An 18,938-nucleotide genomic window follows, 5' to 3' on the forward strand; every position below is an offset into this window, starting at 1 on the left:
ACGGCCTCTGCGGAGGCCGTTTTTTTAAACGTCCAGCTTCCGCTGGGTGATCCATTCCACTCGAGCCGGATCTCGATGCGAGAAAAACGCGCTGCTTCCGCTGTCCATGGCGGCAATTTGCGTCATTTCTTCCGGGGTTAAGCTAAAATCCAGCACCTGAATATTTTCGGTCATACGCGTTTTACGCACGGTTTTCGCCAGTGAAATAATTCCGCGCTGATAAATCCAGCGCAGCACGATCTGACCAATGCTTTTGCCGTATTTTTCCCCAATAGCCGCTAAAACCGGGTTCTGAAACAGGTCATTACGTCCCTCGGCGAGCGGTGCCCAGGCTTGTGGTTGAATGTTTCTGCTCTGCATCCAGGCAACCGCATGTGGCTGTTGATGGAATGGGTTTACCTCAATCTGGTTTACGGCAGGAATCACGCGATTGAAGGCCATTAAATCAGCCAGTCGATCCGGATGAAAATTACTCACGCCAATCGCACGGATTTTTCCTTCCTCATATAACTCCTCCATAGCGCGCCAGGCACCATGTACATCTCCATAGGGCTGATGGATTAAATAAAGATCAATATAATCAAGCTGAAGGCGTTGCAGGGACCGAGTAAATTGCGCTTTTGCGCCGGAATAGCTTGCATCTTGTAACCACAACTTGGTGGTCACGAAAAGCTCATTACGTGGCACACTGCTTTGCTTGAGTGCGTTCCCTACTTGAGTTTCATTCAGATATGAGGCAGCGGTATCAATCAGGCGATAACCTGAATCAATGGCATCCCGTACGGCTTGCTCGCATTCGGCGGCATCGGTCATTTGATAAACGCCAAAACCAAGCAAGGGCATCTCAACACCGTTATTTAGTACTTTTGTATTCATGGGATTCTCCTGAGCATTCATCTTTGTATTGACCGCAGATTAGCAATTTTCTGTTGGTACTATTAGTCTGTGAATCCCGCATGGACCTATGAGTTAAATTCATTTCTGGATAGCAAATACTGGCGTTGAATCACAATATCTGCCGCTAACGTTGCCATTATTCATGATTATGGTTCATAAACTTATGCCGTTTTAGCCCTCTAATCACCGCAATACGTCGCATATATACTGCGGTCTGTTTCTTCAACATGACAGAGCGCTATGCGTAAAAATGAACAGGCATCGCCGGTGGCTACAGCAAGCCACACCGGCCTTAGTTTTATTCTGATCCTCAGTGGCCTGATGGCCTTTACCTCACTTTCTACCGATATTTATCTTCCGGCAATGCCGACAATGGCCACGGATTTACATGGCAATGTAGAACTTACGATCACCGGATTTTTGGTAGGTTTTACTATCGCACAGCTGATTTGGGGACCGATCAGCGATCATCTGGGCAGGCGTAAACCGCTGTTTATTGGCATGGTGCTTTTTATCATCGGGTCTGCAGGATGTGCGTTGTCTACAAGCATCACGCAGATTGTTTTCTGGCGGGTATTTCAGGCCCTTGGCGCCTGTACTGGGCCTATGTTGGCCCGGGCAATGATCCGCGATCTCTTTGCGCGTACCCGTGCGGCGCAAATGCTCTCGACGCTGGTGCTGATAATGGCGATTGCGCCGATAGCTGGGCCATTGATTGGCGGGCAAATTATTCGCCTGAGCACCTGGCACGCAGTTTTTTGGCTGCTGGTGCTGATTGGCGCGCTAATGTGTGTCTCTTTATGTTGGCTACCAGAAACACTACCTGAAGCAAAACGGGTGAAAGCTTCTCTGACGGGCGCATTTCGTAATTACCGTTCCCTGTTATCTAATGGGCGTTTTATGCGCTACACCCTGAGCCTGACGTTTTATTACGTCGGCGCGTATGCGTTTATTACCGGATCGCCATTTGTTTATATTAGCTATTACCATGTTGATCCTCAGCATTATGGCTGGCTGTTTGCGCTAAATATTGTCGGCGTCATGGCGATGAGCGTGTTAAACCGTAGGCTGGTGCAACGGCATCCCCTGGAGCAACTGTTGAAATATGCGACGATGCTGGCGGCGCTGGCTGCGGTTGCGCTTGCCCTGTTGGTTAAGCTGGAGTCCGGGGGAATTGTGGCCATTATCATTACCATATTCCTGTTGTTCTCAATGAACGGCATTATTGCGGCCACCTCAACGGCCGCAGCGCTGGATGCGGTACCGAACATCGCTGGTTCAGCCTCCGCGCTGATTGGCGCATTACAGTACGGTAGCGGGATCATCTCATCATTACTGCTGGCCGCTTTCAGTGACGGCACGCCATGGACCATGGCGTGGATAATTGCGTTATTTACGTTGTTGAGTGCCACCCTGGCGCTACGTGCTAAACGATAAACGAAAGCCCCGCGCAGGCGGGGCGACAATTTACGCTTTGTTGAGATCGCTAAGCAGAACGGCAATGCTTTGCCCGCCGTTGGTTTGCTCAAGCGCAATTTTAACGATGATGGTCAGCGGGACAGAAAGCAGCATCCCCACAGGACCCAGCAACCAGCCCCAGAAGATCAACGACAGAAACACCACCAGCGTGGACAGCCCAAGCCCACGTCCCATAATCCGCGGTTCGAGGATATTCCCAAACACCAGGTTAATGACCAGATAACCCGCCAGCACCACCAGGGCGTCGTAAAGACCGCTAAATGCCAGCACCTGAGCAATAGGGGGGGATGGCTGCCAGTACGGAACCGATATTAGGAATATAGTTAAGGGCAAAGGCCAGCAATCCCCAGACAAAGGCAAAGCGCACGTCGAGGGCGGCGAGCATGCCCCAGGCGACCAGACCGGTCACAATGCTGATTGCCGTTTTTAGTACCAGATAGTGGGATACGCTGTCGATGGCGCGTTGAATTGCCGCCATTCCCTCAATGGGCCGACTCATCATTTGTTTTAGTTTATTGGGCAGTTGCGGGACTTCCAACAGCATAAAAACCACCGTCAGCAGCAGTAAAAATATCGATGACATGGCATTAGACAGCTGCGTCAGTAAATTAGTGACCAGCGTCATAGCCGCGTTCGGATCAATGTATTTGACGAGCTCATCTACCGAAACGCCGATCCCTGCGCGCTGTAGCCACGGCTCGAGATTTTTCAGCGGGATAACCAGTGAAGAACGGTATTGCGGTAGCGTCCGCGCAAGCTCATTTAAGGATGTACCTAAGTAGGCTAATAGCAGCACCATTAGCATCACAATAATGACGATCAGCAATGACACTGCGAATACGCGCGGTATGCGAAGTTTCACCATGCGTTGCACCACAGGGTTCAGCACAACGGCAATAAATAATGCCAGAATAAAGGGCACAATGATATCTGCGGCAAAGCGGATGCCGCTCAGTATGATAACCAGCATGCCCAGCATAATGACTATTTTTAACCCGTTAAGCGTGATGATCGGTTTCGCCATGTGTATTCCTGCGTTTTTAATTTTTGAATCTGAATAATAATGTGATTTGCCTCGAGCCGTTATAACAAAAATCAAACGGGGCTGGTAAAGAAGTGAAAAGGCTTTGAGTTCGTAATGAACCTATGATACAAATCATCTGTGTTTAACTACCGAGGACAATTATCATCCGCGATGATGAGAAGCAACACTGCGGATAATTGTAATATTATGGACAATATGTTCAGGATGTTTTTGCTTTTACCTACACTTCTTCGTACCTCTTCCACTTTCCTGCTTGCGGGTGAGCAACACTGGCGCAACGCGCTTTAGTCCTTTCTTCTGCCTGAGCTGGCGCTGTGCGCTGAGCTAACTGATTTTATTTTTTGGTTTACTGCATGCAGTAGGCCCAAAGGACTATATTCTCAAGCAGGAGAAGCATCATGTTTTACTGGATATTATTAGGTCTGGCCATCGCGGCTGAAATTACCGGTACGCTGTCAATGAAATGGGCGAGCGTGGGCCATGGTAATGCGGGCTTTATTTTAATGCTGGTAATGATCGCCTTATCGTATATTTTTCTCAGTTTTGCCGTTAAAAAAATTGCCCTCGGCGTAGCTTATGCCTTATGGGAAGGTATCGGTATTTTATTTATTACGCTGTTTAGCGTGCTGCTATTTGACGAAACCTTGTCCACGATGAAGGTGGCTGGTCTGGTCTCGCTGGTGGTAGGTATTGTGCTGATTAAATCCGGTACACGAAAACCTGCAAAAGCGGGCAGAGAGGTGACCCATGCAGCAGTTTGAATGGGTACACGGCGCGTGGCTTGGCATGGCCATCGTTCTGGAAATCGTGGCTAACGTCTTTTTGAAGTTTTCTGATGGTTTTCGCCGCAAGGCTTATGGCGTGCTGTCGCTGGCTGCAGTTTTAGCGGCTTTTAGTGCGCTGTCGCAGGCGGTAAAAGGCATCGATCTCTCCGTCGCCTATGCCTTATGGGGCGGATTCGGGATTGCCGCGACGTTAGCCGCAGGCTGGGTGCTGTTTGGTCAGCGTCTGAACAATAAAGGCTGGATCGGCGTGGCATTGCTGTTGGCCGGAATGATCATGATAAAACTAGCCTGATAAAAGTGCTGCCCGTAATGCGGGCAGCATGTGTTATCCCTTGGCGAGCGCTTCCAGTTTGTCGCGAAATCCGGTCACGGAAATCGCGCGGTTATCTGCCCGCCAGCGATCTTTCGCCGCCGGAGCGGAGCTTTGTACGCCAATCAATTGCCAGCCGGAATCCGTCTTCAGCATCAATGGCGACCCACTGTCGCCCGGGAGCGTATCGCACTGATGTGACAAAACGGTATTTTGCGCCCAGCCGGTTACTACGCAATCCTGATGTGTGTACAAATCGTCAAGATGATCTTCCGGATAGCCCGACTGTGTGACTTGACGATCCGCGGTTTTCAGCGCCGCGGTTAACGCCGCTTTATCACCTTCAAATAATGGCAGCGGTGTGATTCCGGAAGGTGGATAACGCAACACCACCAGACCAAAATCCCATGGGGCGGCGGAGGGGGGCACAATCCAGCCATCACCATCGGCTTTTAAACGTTTGCCGAGGGAAGGATCTACCCGGCCTTCAATTCCGTGGATTTCATAACGCCAGATACCCTTTTTCGACACGAAGCGTAACGCCACGGCCTTATCAGGTTTACCTTTTGGCGGCGTAAGTAAGCAGTGTCCGGCAGTCAGAGCCAGATGGGGTGAAATGAGCGTAGCGGTACACAGATTACCGCTGGCGGTTTCCAGTTGTCCGATAGCGTCCCATGGTGATTGCGTTGGGTCAGTCACCTTAATGCGATCGTCATGTCCAAAAAACAGCGTTTTTATGTTTTCTGCTTCAGCGCTGGACGTTGCTGGCTGTTCCGCATGCGCAACGACAGGAGTTAAAAAAATTGAACCCAGTAACACAGCAATGGTTTTATGCATATCACACTCTGGTGGGGAATTATGATTTTTAACAGCAAACCCTCAGTTAATACTATAGACGGGACGGCGGGAAAGTGGGAGTAAAATCAGATAACTACACTCAGGAAAGATAAAAATGCATGGCGATGAGGGCACAAATAATCAGGGCCGTAAGAATGAACTCAAAGCGGTAATGTGACACCATTTTACCCTCCGAAAGGCGGCGCCAAATCTGGATGATTTAGCGCCGTATGCTACGGCGTGGGGGGCGCCATAGTGACTACAGGTGTGTTATGCAGCAGGCTGAGCGGCTGGTTTCGCGGAGTCGTGTTTTACGGTTTTTTTGGTGTGTTTTTTAGCGGCCTGAGCTTTTTGTTCTGCAGCAGGTTTGGTTGCTGCTTTTTTGGTGTGCTTTTTCGCCGCCTGAGCTTTCTGTGCTGGCGCTTTTTGTTCTACAGCCGGTTTAGTTGCTGCTTTTTTGGTGTGTTTTTTAACAGCCTGAGCTTTCTGTTCTGGCGCTTTCTGCGTCGCAGTTTTGTGCTGTTTTTTATGATGCGTGGTTTTCGCCGGGGCCGCTTTCGTCGTTGCAGCAGTTGGCGCGGTGGTAGCAGTTGTTTCAGCAGCAAATGCAGCAGAAGACAGACCCATAGCAGCGGCAACAACCAGAGCTAATACTTTTTTCATTCTCATACCCTCGATTTGGTTTTTCATTCAACCCCACTGCGGGGCCGTTGAAATAACTATATCGCTGTAATTACTGGGCTTCCGTGAGTCATTGGTATCGGCGTGTAACGATATGTACAATGACTCACGGTAGGAGATTACAAATAACGGGCTTCCAGGTGAGCGCGGAAATAGCGGCTGCTGAGCGGCTCTCCGGTGGCCTGGGTAATGAGTTGTTCCGTGGTAAAACGACTGCCATGCTGCCAGATATTCTGGCGTAGCCATTCAAAGAGGGCGCTAAACTCTCCTTGCGCAATGTGCTGGTTCAGATCGGGCAATGCGCGGTGAGCTGCGCTGAACAATTGCGCCGCATACACAGCGCCTAAAGTGTAAGACGGGAAGTAGCCAAAGCCGCCGTCGGTCCAGTGAATATCCTGCATACAGCCATTGCGATAATCCCCCACCGTTGACAGTCCAAGCCAGGCCTGCATCTTCTCATTCCACAATGCCGGAATGTCATCCACTTCAATGTCGCCGTTAATTAATGCTCGCTCGATTTCATAACGCAGGATCACGTGAGCCGGATAGCTCACCTCGTCGGCGTCAACGCGGATAAAACCGGGTTTTACCTGCTGGTTCCAGGCGATAAAATTGCTCTCTTCAAACGCAGCCTGATCGCCAAAATGACGCGTCACCGCCGGAATGAGTCGCGTCAGGAATGCTTTACTGCGCCCCAATTGCATCTCAAAGAACAGACTTTGCGACTCATGAATGGCTGTTGAGCGTGCCAGAGCGATAGGTTGTCCTGACCAGTTACGCGGCAGGTTTTGCTCATAGCGGGCATGACCGGTTTCATGAATCACGCCAAACAGCGCGCTGAGGAGTTCATTTTCGTCATAGCGGGTAGTAATGCGCACATCTTCCGGTACGCCGCCACAGAAGGGGTGTGCGCTGATATCCAGTCGGCCAGCCGTAAAGTCGAATCCTAACTGCGCCATCGTTTCCAGACCCAGCTCTCGCTGGACAGCCTTCGGGAAGGGGCCAACCGGGGCGATAAGCGTTTGCTGAGACTGTTTTGCCACTGCCCTGGTGAGTAGATCGGGCAGCCAGCTTTTCACGTCCGCAAACAGGACATCCAGTTGGGCGCTGGTCATTCCTGGTTCAAAGATGTCCAGTAGCGCGTCATAAGGTGAACAGCCTTTAGCGTCTGCACGCAGTCGGGCTTCTTCGCGGCTGTACTTCACGACTTCTTTCAGGTTCTCGGAGAATCCTTCCCAATCGTTCGCGGGTCTCTGGCTGCGCCAGGCATGCTCACAGCGACTGCCCGCCAGCGACTTTGCTTCTACCAGTGATTCAGGCAGCAGGGATGCCTGGTGATGCAGTCGCGACATTTCGCGCAAATTCGCTTGCTCAACATCGTTAAGATCTTCCTGTTTTGCTGCGGCGATCCACGTGGCTACCTTCGGGTCGGTTAACAGCTGATGTTCAAGCACGCTTAGTTCAGCCAACGCTTCGCCGCGAGCTTTACTGCCGCCCGGCGGCATCATGGTGAACATGTCCCAACTGGCGATAGCCGAAAGGTGAGAGAAGCGAGAGAGGCGCTGGAACGTGCGGGTGAGTTGATGGTAATTATCATTGTTACTCATTTTTTGTTCTCGTTCTGTTTTGGTGTGGGTAAGAAGTTTACCGTGATTCATTCACTTTTCATAAACACACCTTTGTATTCGCTTTTGCGTAACAACTTTTTATAGCGAAATACCAGCAGCACAATAAAACAGGAGGCGTAGATAATAGGGGACGGTGACAACACTTTGACCGACCATAGGTAATGAACCGGGAGTAAAATGGCAGTCAGGTAGACGTAATTGTGCAACGTTTGCCAGCGTTTGCCCATTTTACGCTGTGCGGCCTGCGTGGAGGTCAGCGTCAGCAGGAGTAAGATAACCCAACCCGTCATGCCCAGCGTGAGCCATGGCCGTAAAACCAGCTCTCGCCCCAATAATCCCAAATTTTGTATACCCAGCTCCAATAGCGCATAGCTGGTCAGATGCAGTGTGGCCCAGGCAAAACACCATAATCCTAACAACCGTCGGGTACGAAACAGCAAAGGCTGCTTTGCATAGCGTGCGAGCGGCGATACCAGCAGGGTAGCAAGCAAGAATTTTAGCGCAGTAATGCCGGTAAAATGCTGAATGTCTTTCCCGGGATCGGCGCCCAACGCACCCTGTTGCACTGCCCAGAAGAGCCATAGCAGGGGTAAAAAACCGGCGAGATGCAGTAGCACTTTCAGGCCGGTTATCTGCTTTGCCGTTAATCTCACTTAAAAGTTCTCCCGTAGATCCATACCCCGATATAAAGAAGCCACCTCCCTGGCGTAACCGTTAAAAAGCAACGTCGGCTGGCGTTGTACATCGAGAATCCCACCGGAACCGATAAAACGTTCTGTCGCCTGAGACCACCGAGGATGATCGACATGCGGATTAACATTGGCGTAAAAACCGTATTCGTTCGGCGCTGACATATTCCAGGTCGTCGGCGGGCGCTCACGTGTCAGCTTGATACTGACAATCGATTTAATACCCTTGAAGCCATATTTCCAGGGGACCGTCAGGCGTATCGGCGCCCCGTTTTGCGGCGGCAACGCTTTGCCATACACGCCCACGGTCAGAAGGGTAAGAGGGTGCATGGCCTCATCCAAACGCAAACCTTCAACATAGGGGTATTTCAAGCCGCCACCAATGAAGCGATCTTTCTGACCGGGCATTTCATCGGGGGCGTAACGTGTTTCAAACGCGACATACCTGGCGTCGCTGGTGGGTTCAACCTGCGCCAATAATTTATGTAAGGGAAAGCCAATCCACGGCACAACCATCGACCACGCTTCAACGCAACGCATCCGGTAAATACGTTCTTCTAACGGAAAACGTGTGGTCAGCGCATCATGATCCAACGTTAAGGATTTGTTCACCTCACCGCTGATGGTTAATGTCCAGGGATCGGTTTTCAGGCTACCGGCATTGGCGGCAGGATCGGCCTTATCCAGACCAAATTCATAGAAATTGTTATAGCCCGTTACCTTGTCTTCCGGCGTCAGGGGTAGTGAGCTTTGCCAGGCATCCGGTTTTATGAACTCGAGCGGTTTCCCCGCCGGTGCAGGCGCTCGATCGTTGCCCTTAAACCAATTCAGTAGATTCGCCTGTGTCGGGGAGGAGAGAGAAGCGACTGCAGCGCCTATCCCAAGCGCTTTGAGGATCTGTCGTCTTTGCATAAAAAAAACTGATTCGGCGGTAACATCAGCTTCCCGAAGTGGACGTTTTTTCTGCATAACTGTTCCTTTTTATTTTCATGTTAAGGAAAACAAAGCGACGTTTCCCTGTTGATGCCTGACTTTCTATAACGACATCCTGTATCCAGGCGTATCCCAGGATCCTCACGAAAAGTTAAAAATTTTGTGATAACTTCCGCCCCTTGCCTGAGGTAAGCTTTCACAACGATGAGAAGGAGAGGACACTGATGGCCGGCGCAAAAAAGATATTTTTGGTGGAAGATGACAGCGATATTGCCTCACTTTTGCAGCTTAGCCTGAAGGATGAGGGATACGAAATTATCCATGAGGCGGATGGAACGCGCGCGCTTGAACAACTGGAAAAACATGTCTGGGATGCGGTTATCCTCGATTTAATGCTGCCGGGTATCGATGGTCTGGAAATATGTCGTCGCATTCGTCAAATGAGTTTCTATTTACCCGTCATCATTATTAGCGCCCGTACCAGTGAAACTCATCGCGTTCTGGGGCTGGAGATGGGAGCCGATGATTATTTAGCCAAACCTTTCTCCATACTGGAACTGATGGCCCGTGTGAAGGCGTTGTTTCGCCGTCAGGAGGCGATGAGCCAGAATCTGCGTGTGGAAGCGGGGCTCATTAACATCCATGGTTTGGAGATTGATCCCTTAGCCCGTGAAGTCCGCCAGCATGGCAAATCAATCGATTTGACGCCCCGTGAGTTCGATCTGCTCTATTTTTTCGCTCGTCATCCTGGCGAGGTTTTTTCGCGTCAGGCGCTGTTAGATCATGTGTGGGGCTACCAGCACGAAGGGTATGAGCATACGGTGAACAGCCATATTAATCGTCTGCGGACCAAGATTGAAAAAGATGCTGCTGAGCCGGAAATTATTCTTACCGTTTGGGGACGAGGCTATAAGCTTACAGCGAATAACGCGGAGCATCAGTCATGATTTATCGACTGTCTTTAAGCCAGCGTCTGACCCTGGTATTTACCGCGATTATGTTGATTTGCGCGGTAGCCGTCAGCGTTGTCCAGCTGCGTAATAGTCAAAAATATGGCGATGCCATGGTGCAAAGGCTGTCGCTGGAACTGGCGAGCAAGATTGTCAAAAGTGAGGCTCTGATTGATACCCGCGGGCAGATCAATCGACAGACGTTAAAAGGACTGTTTAATCACCTTATGACGCTCAATCCAAGCGTTGAACTGTATCTGGTTTCACCTGCAGGTGACATACTCGCCGATGCCGCACCGCCCGGGCATATTCAGCGCCAGAAAATTACCGTGCAGCCGATCCAGGGTTTTCTAAATTCGGATGCTTTGCCAGTGTATGGCGATGATCCGCGCAGCGATCAGCAGAAGGTCTTTAGTGCGGCGCCAGTGATGCTTAACGGCCAACTACATGGTTATCTGTACATTGTTCTCCAGGGCGAAAATCTGCATATGCTGGCAAATACCGCCTGGCAGAAAACGCTCTTGAACACGGTGGCAGGAACGTTAATTCTGGTTTTATTAGCCGGCGGAATTGCGGGCTTGTTGGTGTGGCGATGGGTGACGCATCCGGTAAAAAGGTTGACCGCGCAGGTGGTCAAAATGGAGCAGGACAGTATTAGCGTCATTAAGCAGTTGGCGCAGAAAAAGCCCGTACCGTCACCGGGTAATGAAATTGCGTTGTTGAACAATGCGTTTATTGAACTGGCACAGCAAATTGCGCAGCAGTGGGATTTGTTAGCTGACAGCGATCGCCAGCGCAGAGAGTTTATTGCCAATATATCTCATGATTTACGCACGCCGCTCACCTCGCTGCTGGGGTATCTGGAAATGTTGTCGCTGAAAGCCGACACGATAACGCCAGAGGAAAACAGGCATTATCTTAGTATCGCGTTGCGCCAGGGGCATAAGGTTCGCCATCTGTCACAACAACTGTTTGAGCTGGCGAGGCTGGAGCACGGAGGCATAAAACCTCAGCGCGAACGTTTTGCTTTTGGCGAGTTGATCCAGGATGTGGCGCAGAAGTTTGATCTACCTGTTGCCACACGCCATTTACAGTTACACCTTGACGTGATGGGGCCGTTACCACTGGTAAATGCCGATTTATCGATGATGGAAAGGGTGGTGACGAATTTGCTGGATAATGCTATCCGCCATACGCCTGACGGGGGGGATGTATGGCTAAAAATCTGGCGTGATGAAGACCGACTGGTAGCAGAAGTGCAGGACAGCGGCCCAGGCGTGGAAATGGGGGTACGCGAAGTGTTATTTCAGCGCCCAACCGCGTTAACTCCCCGTGAGCAGCGCGGCGGTCTGGGATTGCTGATTGTGCGAAGAATGCTTGAACTGCATGGCGGCGATATCAATCTGGTTAATTCAACGGCAGGCGCGTGCTTCCGCTTTTGGCTGCCGCTGACGGATTCGCCATACATAGGGTAAATGTTGGTAGGTTGTCAGTGATAATGAGAATTTTTATCATATATCGATAATTCATCATCTTATACTCGACAAGTGCAAGGAGATTGTATGTCACAGGATGTCGACAACCAATATATCGCCCGGACCAAAGCCGTTGCTGGCTGTTTTTCTATGTTTTTGCTGATGTTTGGCCTCACGTTTACCCCGTTGTTTTTTCCCGCAAGCCAGGAGCTGCTCGCCAAAGGATTACTCTTCCCGCTGTTGTTTATGCTGGAATTTATCGTATTGGTTCCGCTGTATTATTTCTTCTTCAGAAAAAGAGAGGGGCTGGGCAAAGGGATCTTCAATGCCCGCTGGTTTGGCATTTTATTTGCGGCCCTGCTTTTTATTCAGCTTATCTTGCCGTGGTTGATAGGTCTCAGACAAACCGAAGCGTGGGTAACCAGCCAGATATCTTTAAACAACTACGCGCTGTGGTTATCCACTCTGACCCTGATATTTTTTGCGCCAGTTTATGAAGAAATTGTTTTCAGGGGCTGTTTATTCAACGCATTCCAGTATTGGTTCAATAATAAAACCTGGCTGTCGTCAGTCGTGGTATCGATCATTTTTGCCGTGATGCATACCCAGTATGTGGATCTGCGCACGCTGCTGATGCTGTTTCTTGTGTCGCAGGTTTTAATCCTTGCCAGATTGAAAAGCAACGGACTGCTGATGCCGATGACGCTGCATATCGTGATGAACGGGACGGTTATTGTCCTGCAAATGGCAGCGTCTTCATAAGTGATGATGCCCGAAGCCGGGCATCCTTGATTAAACGTGCAGACGATGGTGCAAACGCGCACCGACCAGCAACGCCAGCACCAGCATTAGGGCGATAAATCCGCCCACGCCGTTCCAGCCGTAGCTATGCCAGAACACACCGCCCAGCGTACCGGCAATACTGGAGCCCAGGTAATAGCTGAACAGATACAGGGAAGAGGCCTGGCCTTTAGCGCGTTTTGCTCGTGGTCCAATCCAACTACTTGCCACAGAGTGCGCGGCAAAGAACCCGGCAGAAAAGAGCAGCATCCCGGCGAAGATCAGCCATAGTGAGGTAAACAGGGTCATCAATAGCCCAAAAAGCATCACGCCGGTTGAAACGATCATCACCGGGCCGCGACCATAGCGGGTAGTCATGGAGCCTGCTTTCGGTGAACTCCAGGTCCCGGTCAGATATGCCACGGATAACAGGCCGACAACAGCCTGACTGAGTTCCCACGGAGAGAGCATCAGGCGATAGCCGATGTAATTAAACAGTGTGACAAACGACCCCATCAGCAAAAAACCTTCCGCAAACAGTAGCGGTAACCCTCTGTCGCGCCAGTGCAAACGGAAATTGATGAACAATGATTTAGGTCGCAGCGACGTGGGCCTGAAATGACGGGACTCTGGCAAAATTTTCCAGAACATCAGCGCGGAGGCGAGGGCAAAACAGCCGATCGCCGCCAGCGCGATACGCCAGTTGAAAAAGTCGGTGAATACGCCGCTGATCAAGCGACCACTCATACCGCCAATTGAGTTGCCACTGATATACAAACCCATTGAGAAAGCCACAAAGCTGGGATGAATTTCCTCACTCAGATAGGTCATCCCCACCGCCGCCACGCCGCTCAGCGACAGACCGATCAGCGCGCGCATGATTAAAATCCCGTGCCAGCTGGTCATCATTGTTGAGAGCAGTGTACAGCAGGAGGCGAGTAGCAGTGCCGTAACCATTACCGGCTTACGACCTATCGCATCGGAAAGTGGGCCAGTAAACAGTAAACCGATGGCCAGCATTGCCGTAGAGATGGAAAGCGAAATACTGCTGCTGGCAGGGGAAACCCCAAACTCGTGCGAGAGCACCGGCAGTATGGGCTGCACGCAATAGAGCAGGGCAAATGTCGCCAGCCCGGCAGAAAACAGCGCCAGCGTAACGCGCATAAAAGGGGATGTACCGCGTTTGATAAAACCATCCGGCAGGGTAACGCTCTCGTCAATATCGCTTGCCGGCGCGGTATCGACCGTTGTTGTACGACTCACTTGGAATCCTTGCTTAATATTTTGCTACTACAGGACCAGCCTTAAGAGTATGAAAATCCCAATATTCTGTCTAATATATTAATAATCTCAAATAATATTTTAAAAATATGAATATCGAACTTCGTCATTTACGCTACTTCGTGGCGGTTGCGGAAGAGTTGCATTTTGGTCGGGCGGCAGCGCGGCTGAATATTTCGCAACCACCGTTAAGCCAGCAGATCCAAATCCTGGAACAGCAGATTGGCGCCCGGTTATTGGCGCGAACTAACCGCAGCGTTGCCCTCACAGCCGCCGGAAAACAGTTTCTGGCGGACAGTCGGCAGATCCTTGGCCTGGTTAATGAAGCCGCCGCCCGGGCAGAGCGTTTGCATCTCGGAGAAGCGGGGGAGTTGCGTCTCGGCTTTACGTCATCAGCGCCGTTTATCAAAGCGGTATCAGACACGCTCTCCCTGTTTCGCCAGCGCTATCCTGTGGTGCATATGCAAACCCGCGAGATGAATACGCGCGAGCAAATTGCTCCACTTAACGAAGGCACTCTTGATCTGGGGCTTATGCGTAACACGCAACTCCCGGAAACGCTGGCGCGAGAGGTTATTCTGCATGAACCGCTGATGGCGATGATCCCACGAGCGCATCCGTTGGCGCAAAAGCCCGTAGTGACGCTGGCTGAGCTGGCTAATGAGCCATTTGTCTTTTTTGACCCTCATGTGGGAACAGGGTTGTATGACGACATTTTGGGCCTGATGCGTCGCTATAACCTCAAACCGACGATAACTCAGGAGGTTGGCGAGGCGATGACCATCATTGGATTAGTGGCCGCGGGATTGGGCGTTTCGATCCTGCCCGCTTCCTTTAAACGGGTGCAATTGTATGAAATGTGCTGGATCCCGATAGCGGAAGAAGATGCCGTCTCCGAAATGTGGTTAGTCTGGCCTAAGCATCATGAGCAAAGTCATGCCGCGCAACGTTTTCGTGAACAACTGCTGGCGGCGGTGCAGGCGATTAATTTAGTTTAAATATGGGTGAAAATGTGCAGTAAATCACAAGGCTAAGTAAAAAGTTGACGGAAGCCATTGAAGTGCTTCACCATAGCCCGCAGATTATTTCGGAGCGCGAAAATAAAGGGAGTAAGTGGTGGTTGCTGATAGTCAGCCTGGGCATATCGATCAAATTAAGCAGACCAATGCGGGCGCGGTCTATCGCCTGATTGATCAGCTGGGACCGGTATCGCGTATTGATCTCTCTCGCCTGGCACAATTGGCGCCTGCCAGTATTACCAAAATTGTCCGCGAAATGCTTGAAGCCCACCTGGTACAAGAGCTGGAAATCAAGGAAGCAGGGAGTCGTGGGCGTCCGGCCGTGGGGCTGGTTGTCGAAACCGAAGCCTGGCATTATCTATCCATTCGCATCAGTCGCGGCGAGATTTTTCTGGCGCTGCGCGATCTGAGCAGCAAGTTGGTGGTTGAGGATTGCCTGGAAATGGCGCTGGTCAGTGAAACACCTCTGCTGCAACGTGTCATTACCCAGGTCGATCAGTTTTTCATCCGCCACCAGCAAAAGCTGGAACGCCTGACCTCCATCGCCATCACGCTACCTGGCATAATCGATACCGAAAACGGCATCGTTCATAGCATGCCGTTTTACGATGACGTCAAAGAGATGCCGCTGGGCGAAGCGCTCGAAAACCATACCGGTGTGCCGGTCTATATTCAGCATGATATCAGCGCCTGGACCATGGCGGAGGCGCTTTTTGGCGCGTCGCGTGGCGCACGCGATGTCATTCAGGTCGTCATTGATCATAACGTTGGCGCAGGGGTGATAACCGACGGTCATTTACTGCATGCCGGTAGCAGTAGCCTGGTGGAAATTGGTCATACGCAGGTCGATCCCTACGGTAAACGTTGCTATTGCGGTAATCATGGTTGTCTGGAAACCATCGCCAGCGTCGACAGCGTACTGGAACTGGCGCAGGTGCGGCTGAAGCAGTCAATGAGCTCTTCACTGCATGGACAACCGTTAACAGTGGATGCGCTGTGTTTGGCAGCCATGCAGGGTGATTTATTGGCGAAGGATATCATTAGCGGTGTCGGGACCCACGTCGGACGCATCCTTGCTATTATGGTGAATTTGTTCAACCCGCAAAAGATATTGATTGGTTCTCCGCTCAGTAAAGCGGCGGATATTTTGTTTCCCACCATTGCTGACAGCATTCGTCAGCAGGCGCTCCCGGCCTACAGTCGGCATATTGTCGTCGAAAGTACGCAGTTTACTAATCAGGGGACGATGGCAGGGGCCGCGCTCGTTAAGGACGCGATGTATAACGGTTCTTTGTTGATACGTCTATTACAGGGTTAACATTTTTTAACTGTTGTACGAAAAATTGCGCTATCTCAAGCTGATTCCGGTCGTCATACCTTAGACTTTCTCCACTGTTTTATTTTCCTGACTTATATTTTCAAAGCATAACGGTGGAGTTAGTGATGCTGAAGCGTTTCTTTATTACAGGTACAGACACTTCTGTTGGGAAGACCGTGGTTTCCCGCGCATTACTACAAGCGTTGGCGTCAGGGGGTAAAAGTGTCGCGGGCTACAAACCGGTAGCCAAAGGAAGCAAAGAGACGCCCGAAGGCTTGCGCAACAAAGATGCGCTGGTGCTGCAAAGTGTGTCATCCATCGAACTGCCTTATGAGGCGGTCAACCCGATTGCGCTGAGCGAGGACGAAAGTAGCGTAGCGCATAGTGGTCCGGTCAATTACACCTTGCTTTCCAACGGTCTCGCAAGCCTGAGTGAAAAAGTTGATCACGTTGTCGTGGAAGGCACCGGCGGCTGGCGGAGTCTGATGAATGATCTGCGTCCGCTATCTGAATGGGTGGTACAGGAACAAATGCCGGTGCTGATGGTAGTCGGTATTCAGGAAGGTTGTATTAATCATGCCATCCTTACCGCACAGGCGATTGCCAGCGACGGATTGCCGCTGCTTGGCTGGGTCGCAAACCGAATCAACCCAGGGCTGGCGCATTATGCGGAAATCATTGACGTGCTGAGCAAAAAATTACCTGCGCCGCTAATCGGCGAACTGCCGTATCTGCCTCGCGCAGAGCAGCGCGAGCTGTCACAGTATATCCGTCTGTCAATGCTTGGCAGCGTGCTGTCGGTAGATAGAGTCGTGGCGTAACGTTCTCGACAGCACTGACGCCACCACGCAGGCGATCAGTAATCCGGGGAGCAAGCGATACTCCCCGGTCATTTCACAAACCATCAATGTAGACATAATTGGCGCATGCGTGGTTGCTGCCAGTAGCGTGGCCATCCCCGTTAATCCCAGCAGAATGGCAATTTCATCCGGACCCGGAAGCCATAATCCCCACGCCCGTCCCAGCAGCATGCCGACAGACATACCGACAAACAGCGTTGGCGTAAACACCCCACCCGGCGCACCGGAGCCACTGCTGGCAAGCACAGCCAGTAACTTGCAGATAAAGATCCCACTCACCACGGTCAATAACGGTGGCGAGAGTAGGTATGACTGCACCACGCTGTAGCCATTTCCCCAAACGGCAGGAGTGAGCAGCGACAACAGGCCAACGATCAGCCCGCCAAGCGCCAGTTGCCACGGTGGCGAGAGTTTTAAGCGTAAAAAGCCATTATGGCTGGCGGTCATCAACCACATGAACAGCGGACCGCAGACGCCGGCAACCAGACCAGTACTGACGATCATGACGTATTCCAGCACATGCAGTTCCCGTGTGAAGTGCACGGCATAGAGCAACGCATTGCTGTCGCTCAGCACATTAGTGGTGAGCAAAGCGACGACGGCGGATACCACCACTGGCCCCAGCGAGGCGAGGATCATCGTGCCAAACAGGACTTCAGCAATAAATAAACTGCCCGCCAGTGGGGCATGATACGCGCCGGCCATACCTGCAGCCGCGCCACAAGCAATCCATAATTTCCATTCAGTGCGGGGTGTAAAGCGTTGGGCAAAGCTGGACGCGGCCAGCGCCGCCAGCAAAATCATGGCGCCTTCACGCCCGATAGCACTGCCGCTGGCGACAACCAGTAACGATGCCAGTGACTTTACCAGGCTGGCGCTGACGTCGAATTGTCCATCCGTTTGCAGGGCTTCCATGTAATCTGTAGGAGCCTGTGGTCGTAAACGGTTGAATTTTTGCCAACCCCAGAGCAGTAAGCCAGCTGCCAGGCCGCCCAGCGCGGGCGTCAGCATGCGCCTTATAGGAGAAAGGTTTGTCGCCGCATTGACCAGACTGCCCGTGTCGTTGCCCAGGAACAACCATTCAAGAAGGAACATGGCATGGCGAAAACCCGCGACGGCTAACGCGGCAAGGATACCAATCAGCGCGGCGATCAGCAGGCGGCGAAACATCGCACGCAGGTCAGGGTAAGCATGTAAATGATGCATGAGTGGCCAGACAGGGAAATTCAGACGCTTTATTTTGCGGCTATTTGGCAACAGAAGCAAAAGCTCAGCGTGCGCAACGGGATGGAACGCAGGCAAGAAACGTCTTGCCTGCGGCGAAATTAACGAAATAAAGGTTTATCGGCTACTGGGATCAGTAATTGCGATCGCCACTGTGCCAGCGTCAGTCGCGCCAGTTCACCCAAAGCCTGGTAGAACGGGTGGTTCGCATGTTCGATAAACACGTCAAGGAAGCGAGTTGACCACGGTAGCAGATGCCAGGCTAATAACTGTTCGCATTCGGTGTGGCGTCCGTTTTCAGCAAGCCAGGCCGTCAGTAACAGCAGCGCGCCAAAGTGATCTTCCGGTTCATTTTGCTGCATGGCAAACTGGATCCCGTTGTCCCGCATCCACTGACGTAATGCCAGTGTGGAATCGCCAAACAAGACATTTTCACGATCCAGCCAGACAGAACCCCAGGGCGGAGAAGGTAGCGCGTAAGGGCCGACAAACAGTCGCTGCCAGGCTTGCGGGAGCGGCTCATCAGCCTCGGCCTGCAGTTGTTCAGCCAGCGCAGAAAGGGACGTGGGTGCAAGCGGCCACTGCGCCTGCCAGCCATCGGTTTTAAGCGCACTGACCAGCGCAGAAGCTTCCGCACTGTCTGGCGCATAGTAGAACAGCGCACCCAATACGCGCGCCGCGGTAGAGAAGTTGTCACGTTGTGAAAAATGGGTCATGCAAACAATCCTGAAAAGTGCGGGGTGCCCC

The 18,938-nt window shown here is 51.6% G+C and carries 18 protein-coding genes and 1 pseudogene; 9 read left to right on the plus strand and 10 right to left on the minus strand.

The features are described from left to right. Window positions 1–24: 24 nt before the first annotated feature. Window positions 25–876, minus strand: coding sequence for an aldo/keto reductase (locus FDW92_RS12855; protein ID WP_042308567.1), 852 nt, complete (start codon window positions 874–876; stop codon window positions 25–27). Window positions 877–1,137: 261 nt separating this feature from the next. On the opposite strand from FDW92_RS12855, the gene FDW92_RS12860 reads away from it, so the two are divergent. Beyond that, the gene (locus FDW92_RS12860) at window positions 1,138–2,334 is read left to right on the plus strand and encodes a multidrug effflux MFS transporter (protein WP_042308565.1); all 1,197 of its coding nucleotides are present in this window, start codon (window positions 1,138–1,140) and stop codon (window positions 2,332–2,334) included. A 30-nt stretch (window positions 2,335–2,364) separates the two neighbouring features. Here FDW92_RS12860 and FDW92_RS12865 read toward each other — a convergent pair. After that, window positions 2,365–3,400: pseudogene (locus FDW92_RS12865) on the minus strand (AI-2E family transporter). Between the two features lie 416 nt (window positions 3,401–3,816). On the opposite strand from FDW92_RS12865, the gene mdtJ reads away from it, so the two are divergent. Continuing rightward, complete coding sequence (gene mdtJ, locus FDW92_RS12875; RefSeq protein WP_167371265.1) at window positions 3,817–4,182, plus strand: multidrug/spermidine efflux SMR transporter subunit MdtJ; 366 nt, start codon at window positions 3,817–3,819, stop codon at window positions 4,180–4,182. Then, window positions 4,169–4,498 carry a multidrug/spermidine efflux SMR transporter subunit MdtI gene (mdtI, locus tag FDW92_RS12880; RefSeq protein WP_038640477.1) on the plus strand — a complete coding sequence of 110 codons (330 nt, stop codon included), beginning with the start codon at window positions 4,169–4,171 and terminating at the stop codon, window positions 4,496–4,498. Before mdtJ ends, mdtI begins: the two co-directional genes overlap by 14 nt. A gap of 33 nt (window positions 4,499–4,531) precedes the next feature. Here the strand turns inward: mdtI and FDW92_RS12885 are convergent, their stop codons facing one another. The 5 genes from FDW92_RS12885 to msrP all read right to left on the minus strand — a co-directional run bounded on the left by FDW92_RS12885 (window position 4,532) and on the right by msrP (window position 9,320). After that, on the minus strand, window positions 4,532–5,353 hold the full coding sequence (locus FDW92_RS12885; protein WP_042308558.1) for a serine protease: 822 nt from the start codon (window positions 5,351–5,353) through the stop codon (window positions 4,532–4,534). Window positions 5,354–5,623: 270 nt separating this feature from the next. Continuing rightward, window positions 5,624–6,016, minus strand: coding sequence for an acid resistance repetitive basic protein Asr (gene asr, locus FDW92_RS12890; protein WP_042308555.1), 393 nt, complete (start codon window positions 6,014–6,016; stop codon window positions 5,624–5,626). Window positions 6,017–6,153: 137 nt separating this feature from the next. Then, window positions 6,154–7,641: a carboxypeptidase M32 gene (locus tag FDW92_RS12895; RefSeq protein ID WP_042308609.1), complete on the minus strand. Its 1,488-nt coding sequence runs from the start codon at window positions 7,639–7,641 to the stop codon at window positions 6,154–6,156. Window positions 7,642–7,688: 47 nt separating this feature from the next. Then, window positions 7,689–8,315 (minus strand): protein-methionine-sulfoxide reductase heme-binding subunit MsrQ, encoded by a 627-nt coding sequence (gene msrQ, locus FDW92_RS12900; protein ID WP_042308552.1) that lies wholly within the window; start codon window positions 8,313–8,315, stop codon window positions 7,689–7,691. Next, a complete protein-coding gene (gene msrP / locus FDW92_RS12905; RefSeq protein ID WP_042308550.1) occupies window positions 8,316–9,320 on the minus strand; it encodes a protein-methionine-sulfoxide reductase catalytic subunit MsrP in 1,005 nt (334 codons plus the stop codon). Between the two features lie 188 nt (window positions 9,321–9,508). On the opposite strand from msrP, the gene FDW92_RS12910 reads away from it, so the two are divergent. The 3 genes from FDW92_RS12910 (at window position 9,509) to FDW92_RS12920 (ending at window position 12,471) form a co-directional block, all read left to right on the plus strand. Next, entirely contained in the window at window positions 9,509–10,231 is a 723-nt protein-coding gene (locus FDW92_RS12910; protein ID WP_042308548.1) for a response regulator transcription factor, read from the plus strand. Continuing rightward, the gene (locus FDW92_RS12915; RefSeq protein ID WP_042308546.1) at window positions 10,228–11,709 is read left to right on the plus strand and encodes a HAMP domain-containing sensor histidine kinase; all 1,482 of its coding nucleotides are present in this window, start codon (window positions 10,228–10,230) and stop codon (window positions 11,707–11,709) included. The genes FDW92_RS12910 and FDW92_RS12915 overlap by 4 nt, the downstream gene beginning before the upstream one ends. 87 nt (window positions 11,710–11,796) lie before the next feature. Continuing rightward, window positions 11,797–12,471, plus strand: a complete 675-nt coding sequence (locus tag FDW92_RS12920; RefSeq protein ID WP_042308544.1) for a CPBP family intramembrane glutamic endopeptidase — start codon at window positions 11,797–11,799, stop codon at window positions 12,469–12,471. 30 nt (window positions 12,472–12,501) lie between these two features. Here FDW92_RS12920 and FDW92_RS12925 read toward each other — a convergent pair whose 3' ends face one another. Beyond that, a complete protein-coding gene (locus FDW92_RS12925) occupies window positions 12,502–13,752 on the minus strand; it encodes an MFS transporter (protein ID WP_038640493.1) in 1,251 nt (416 codons plus the stop codon). Window positions 13,753–13,859: 107 nt separating this feature from the next. On the opposite strand from FDW92_RS12925, the gene FDW92_RS12930 reads away from it, so the two are divergent. From FDW92_RS12930 to bioD, 3 genes are all read left to right on the plus strand, one after another. Next, window positions 13,860–14,768, plus strand: coding sequence for a LysR family transcriptional regulator (locus FDW92_RS12930; RefSeq protein ID WP_042308503.1), 909 nt, complete (start codon window positions 13,860–13,862; stop codon window positions 14,766–14,768). A gap of 118 nt (window positions 14,769–14,886) precedes the next feature. Then, complete coding sequence (mlc, locus tag FDW92_RS12935) at window positions 14,887–16,107, plus strand: sugar metabolism global transcriptional regulator Mlc (protein WP_042308501.1); 1,221 nt, start codon at window positions 14,887–14,889, stop codon at window positions 16,105–16,107. A gap of 125 nt (window positions 16,108–16,232) precedes the next feature. Beyond that, window positions 16,233–16,928, plus strand: a complete 696-nt coding sequence (gene bioD, locus FDW92_RS12940; protein WP_042308499.1) for a dethiobiotin synthase — start codon at window positions 16,233–16,235, stop codon at window positions 16,926–16,928. Here the strand turns inward: bioD and clcB are convergent. Both clcB and dmsD read right to left on the minus strand, forming a co-directional pair. Further along, on the minus strand, window positions 16,884–18,173 hold the full coding sequence (clcB, locus tag FDW92_RS12945; RefSeq protein WP_042308495.1) for a voltage-gated ClC-type chloride channel ClcB: 1,290 nt from the start codon (window positions 18,171–18,173) through the stop codon (window positions 16,884–16,886). The two genes, bioD and clcB, sit on opposite strands and share 45 nt — an antisense overlap. A 119-nt stretch (window positions 18,174–18,292) precedes the next feature. Continuing rightward, window positions 18,293–18,907, minus strand: a complete 615-nt coding sequence (gene dmsD / locus FDW92_RS12950; RefSeq protein ID WP_042308493.1) for a Tat proofreading chaperone DmsD — start codon at window positions 18,905–18,907, stop codon at window positions 18,293–18,295. Window positions 18,908–18,938: the final 31 nt, after the last annotated feature.

Origin of the sequence: Citrobacter sp. wls706 (genome assembly GCF_005281305.1) — a bacterium.
GTDB classification, from domain to species: domain Bacteria; phylum Pseudomonadota; class Gammaproteobacteria; order Enterobacterales; family Enterobacteriaceae; genus Citrobacter; species Citrobacter werkmanii.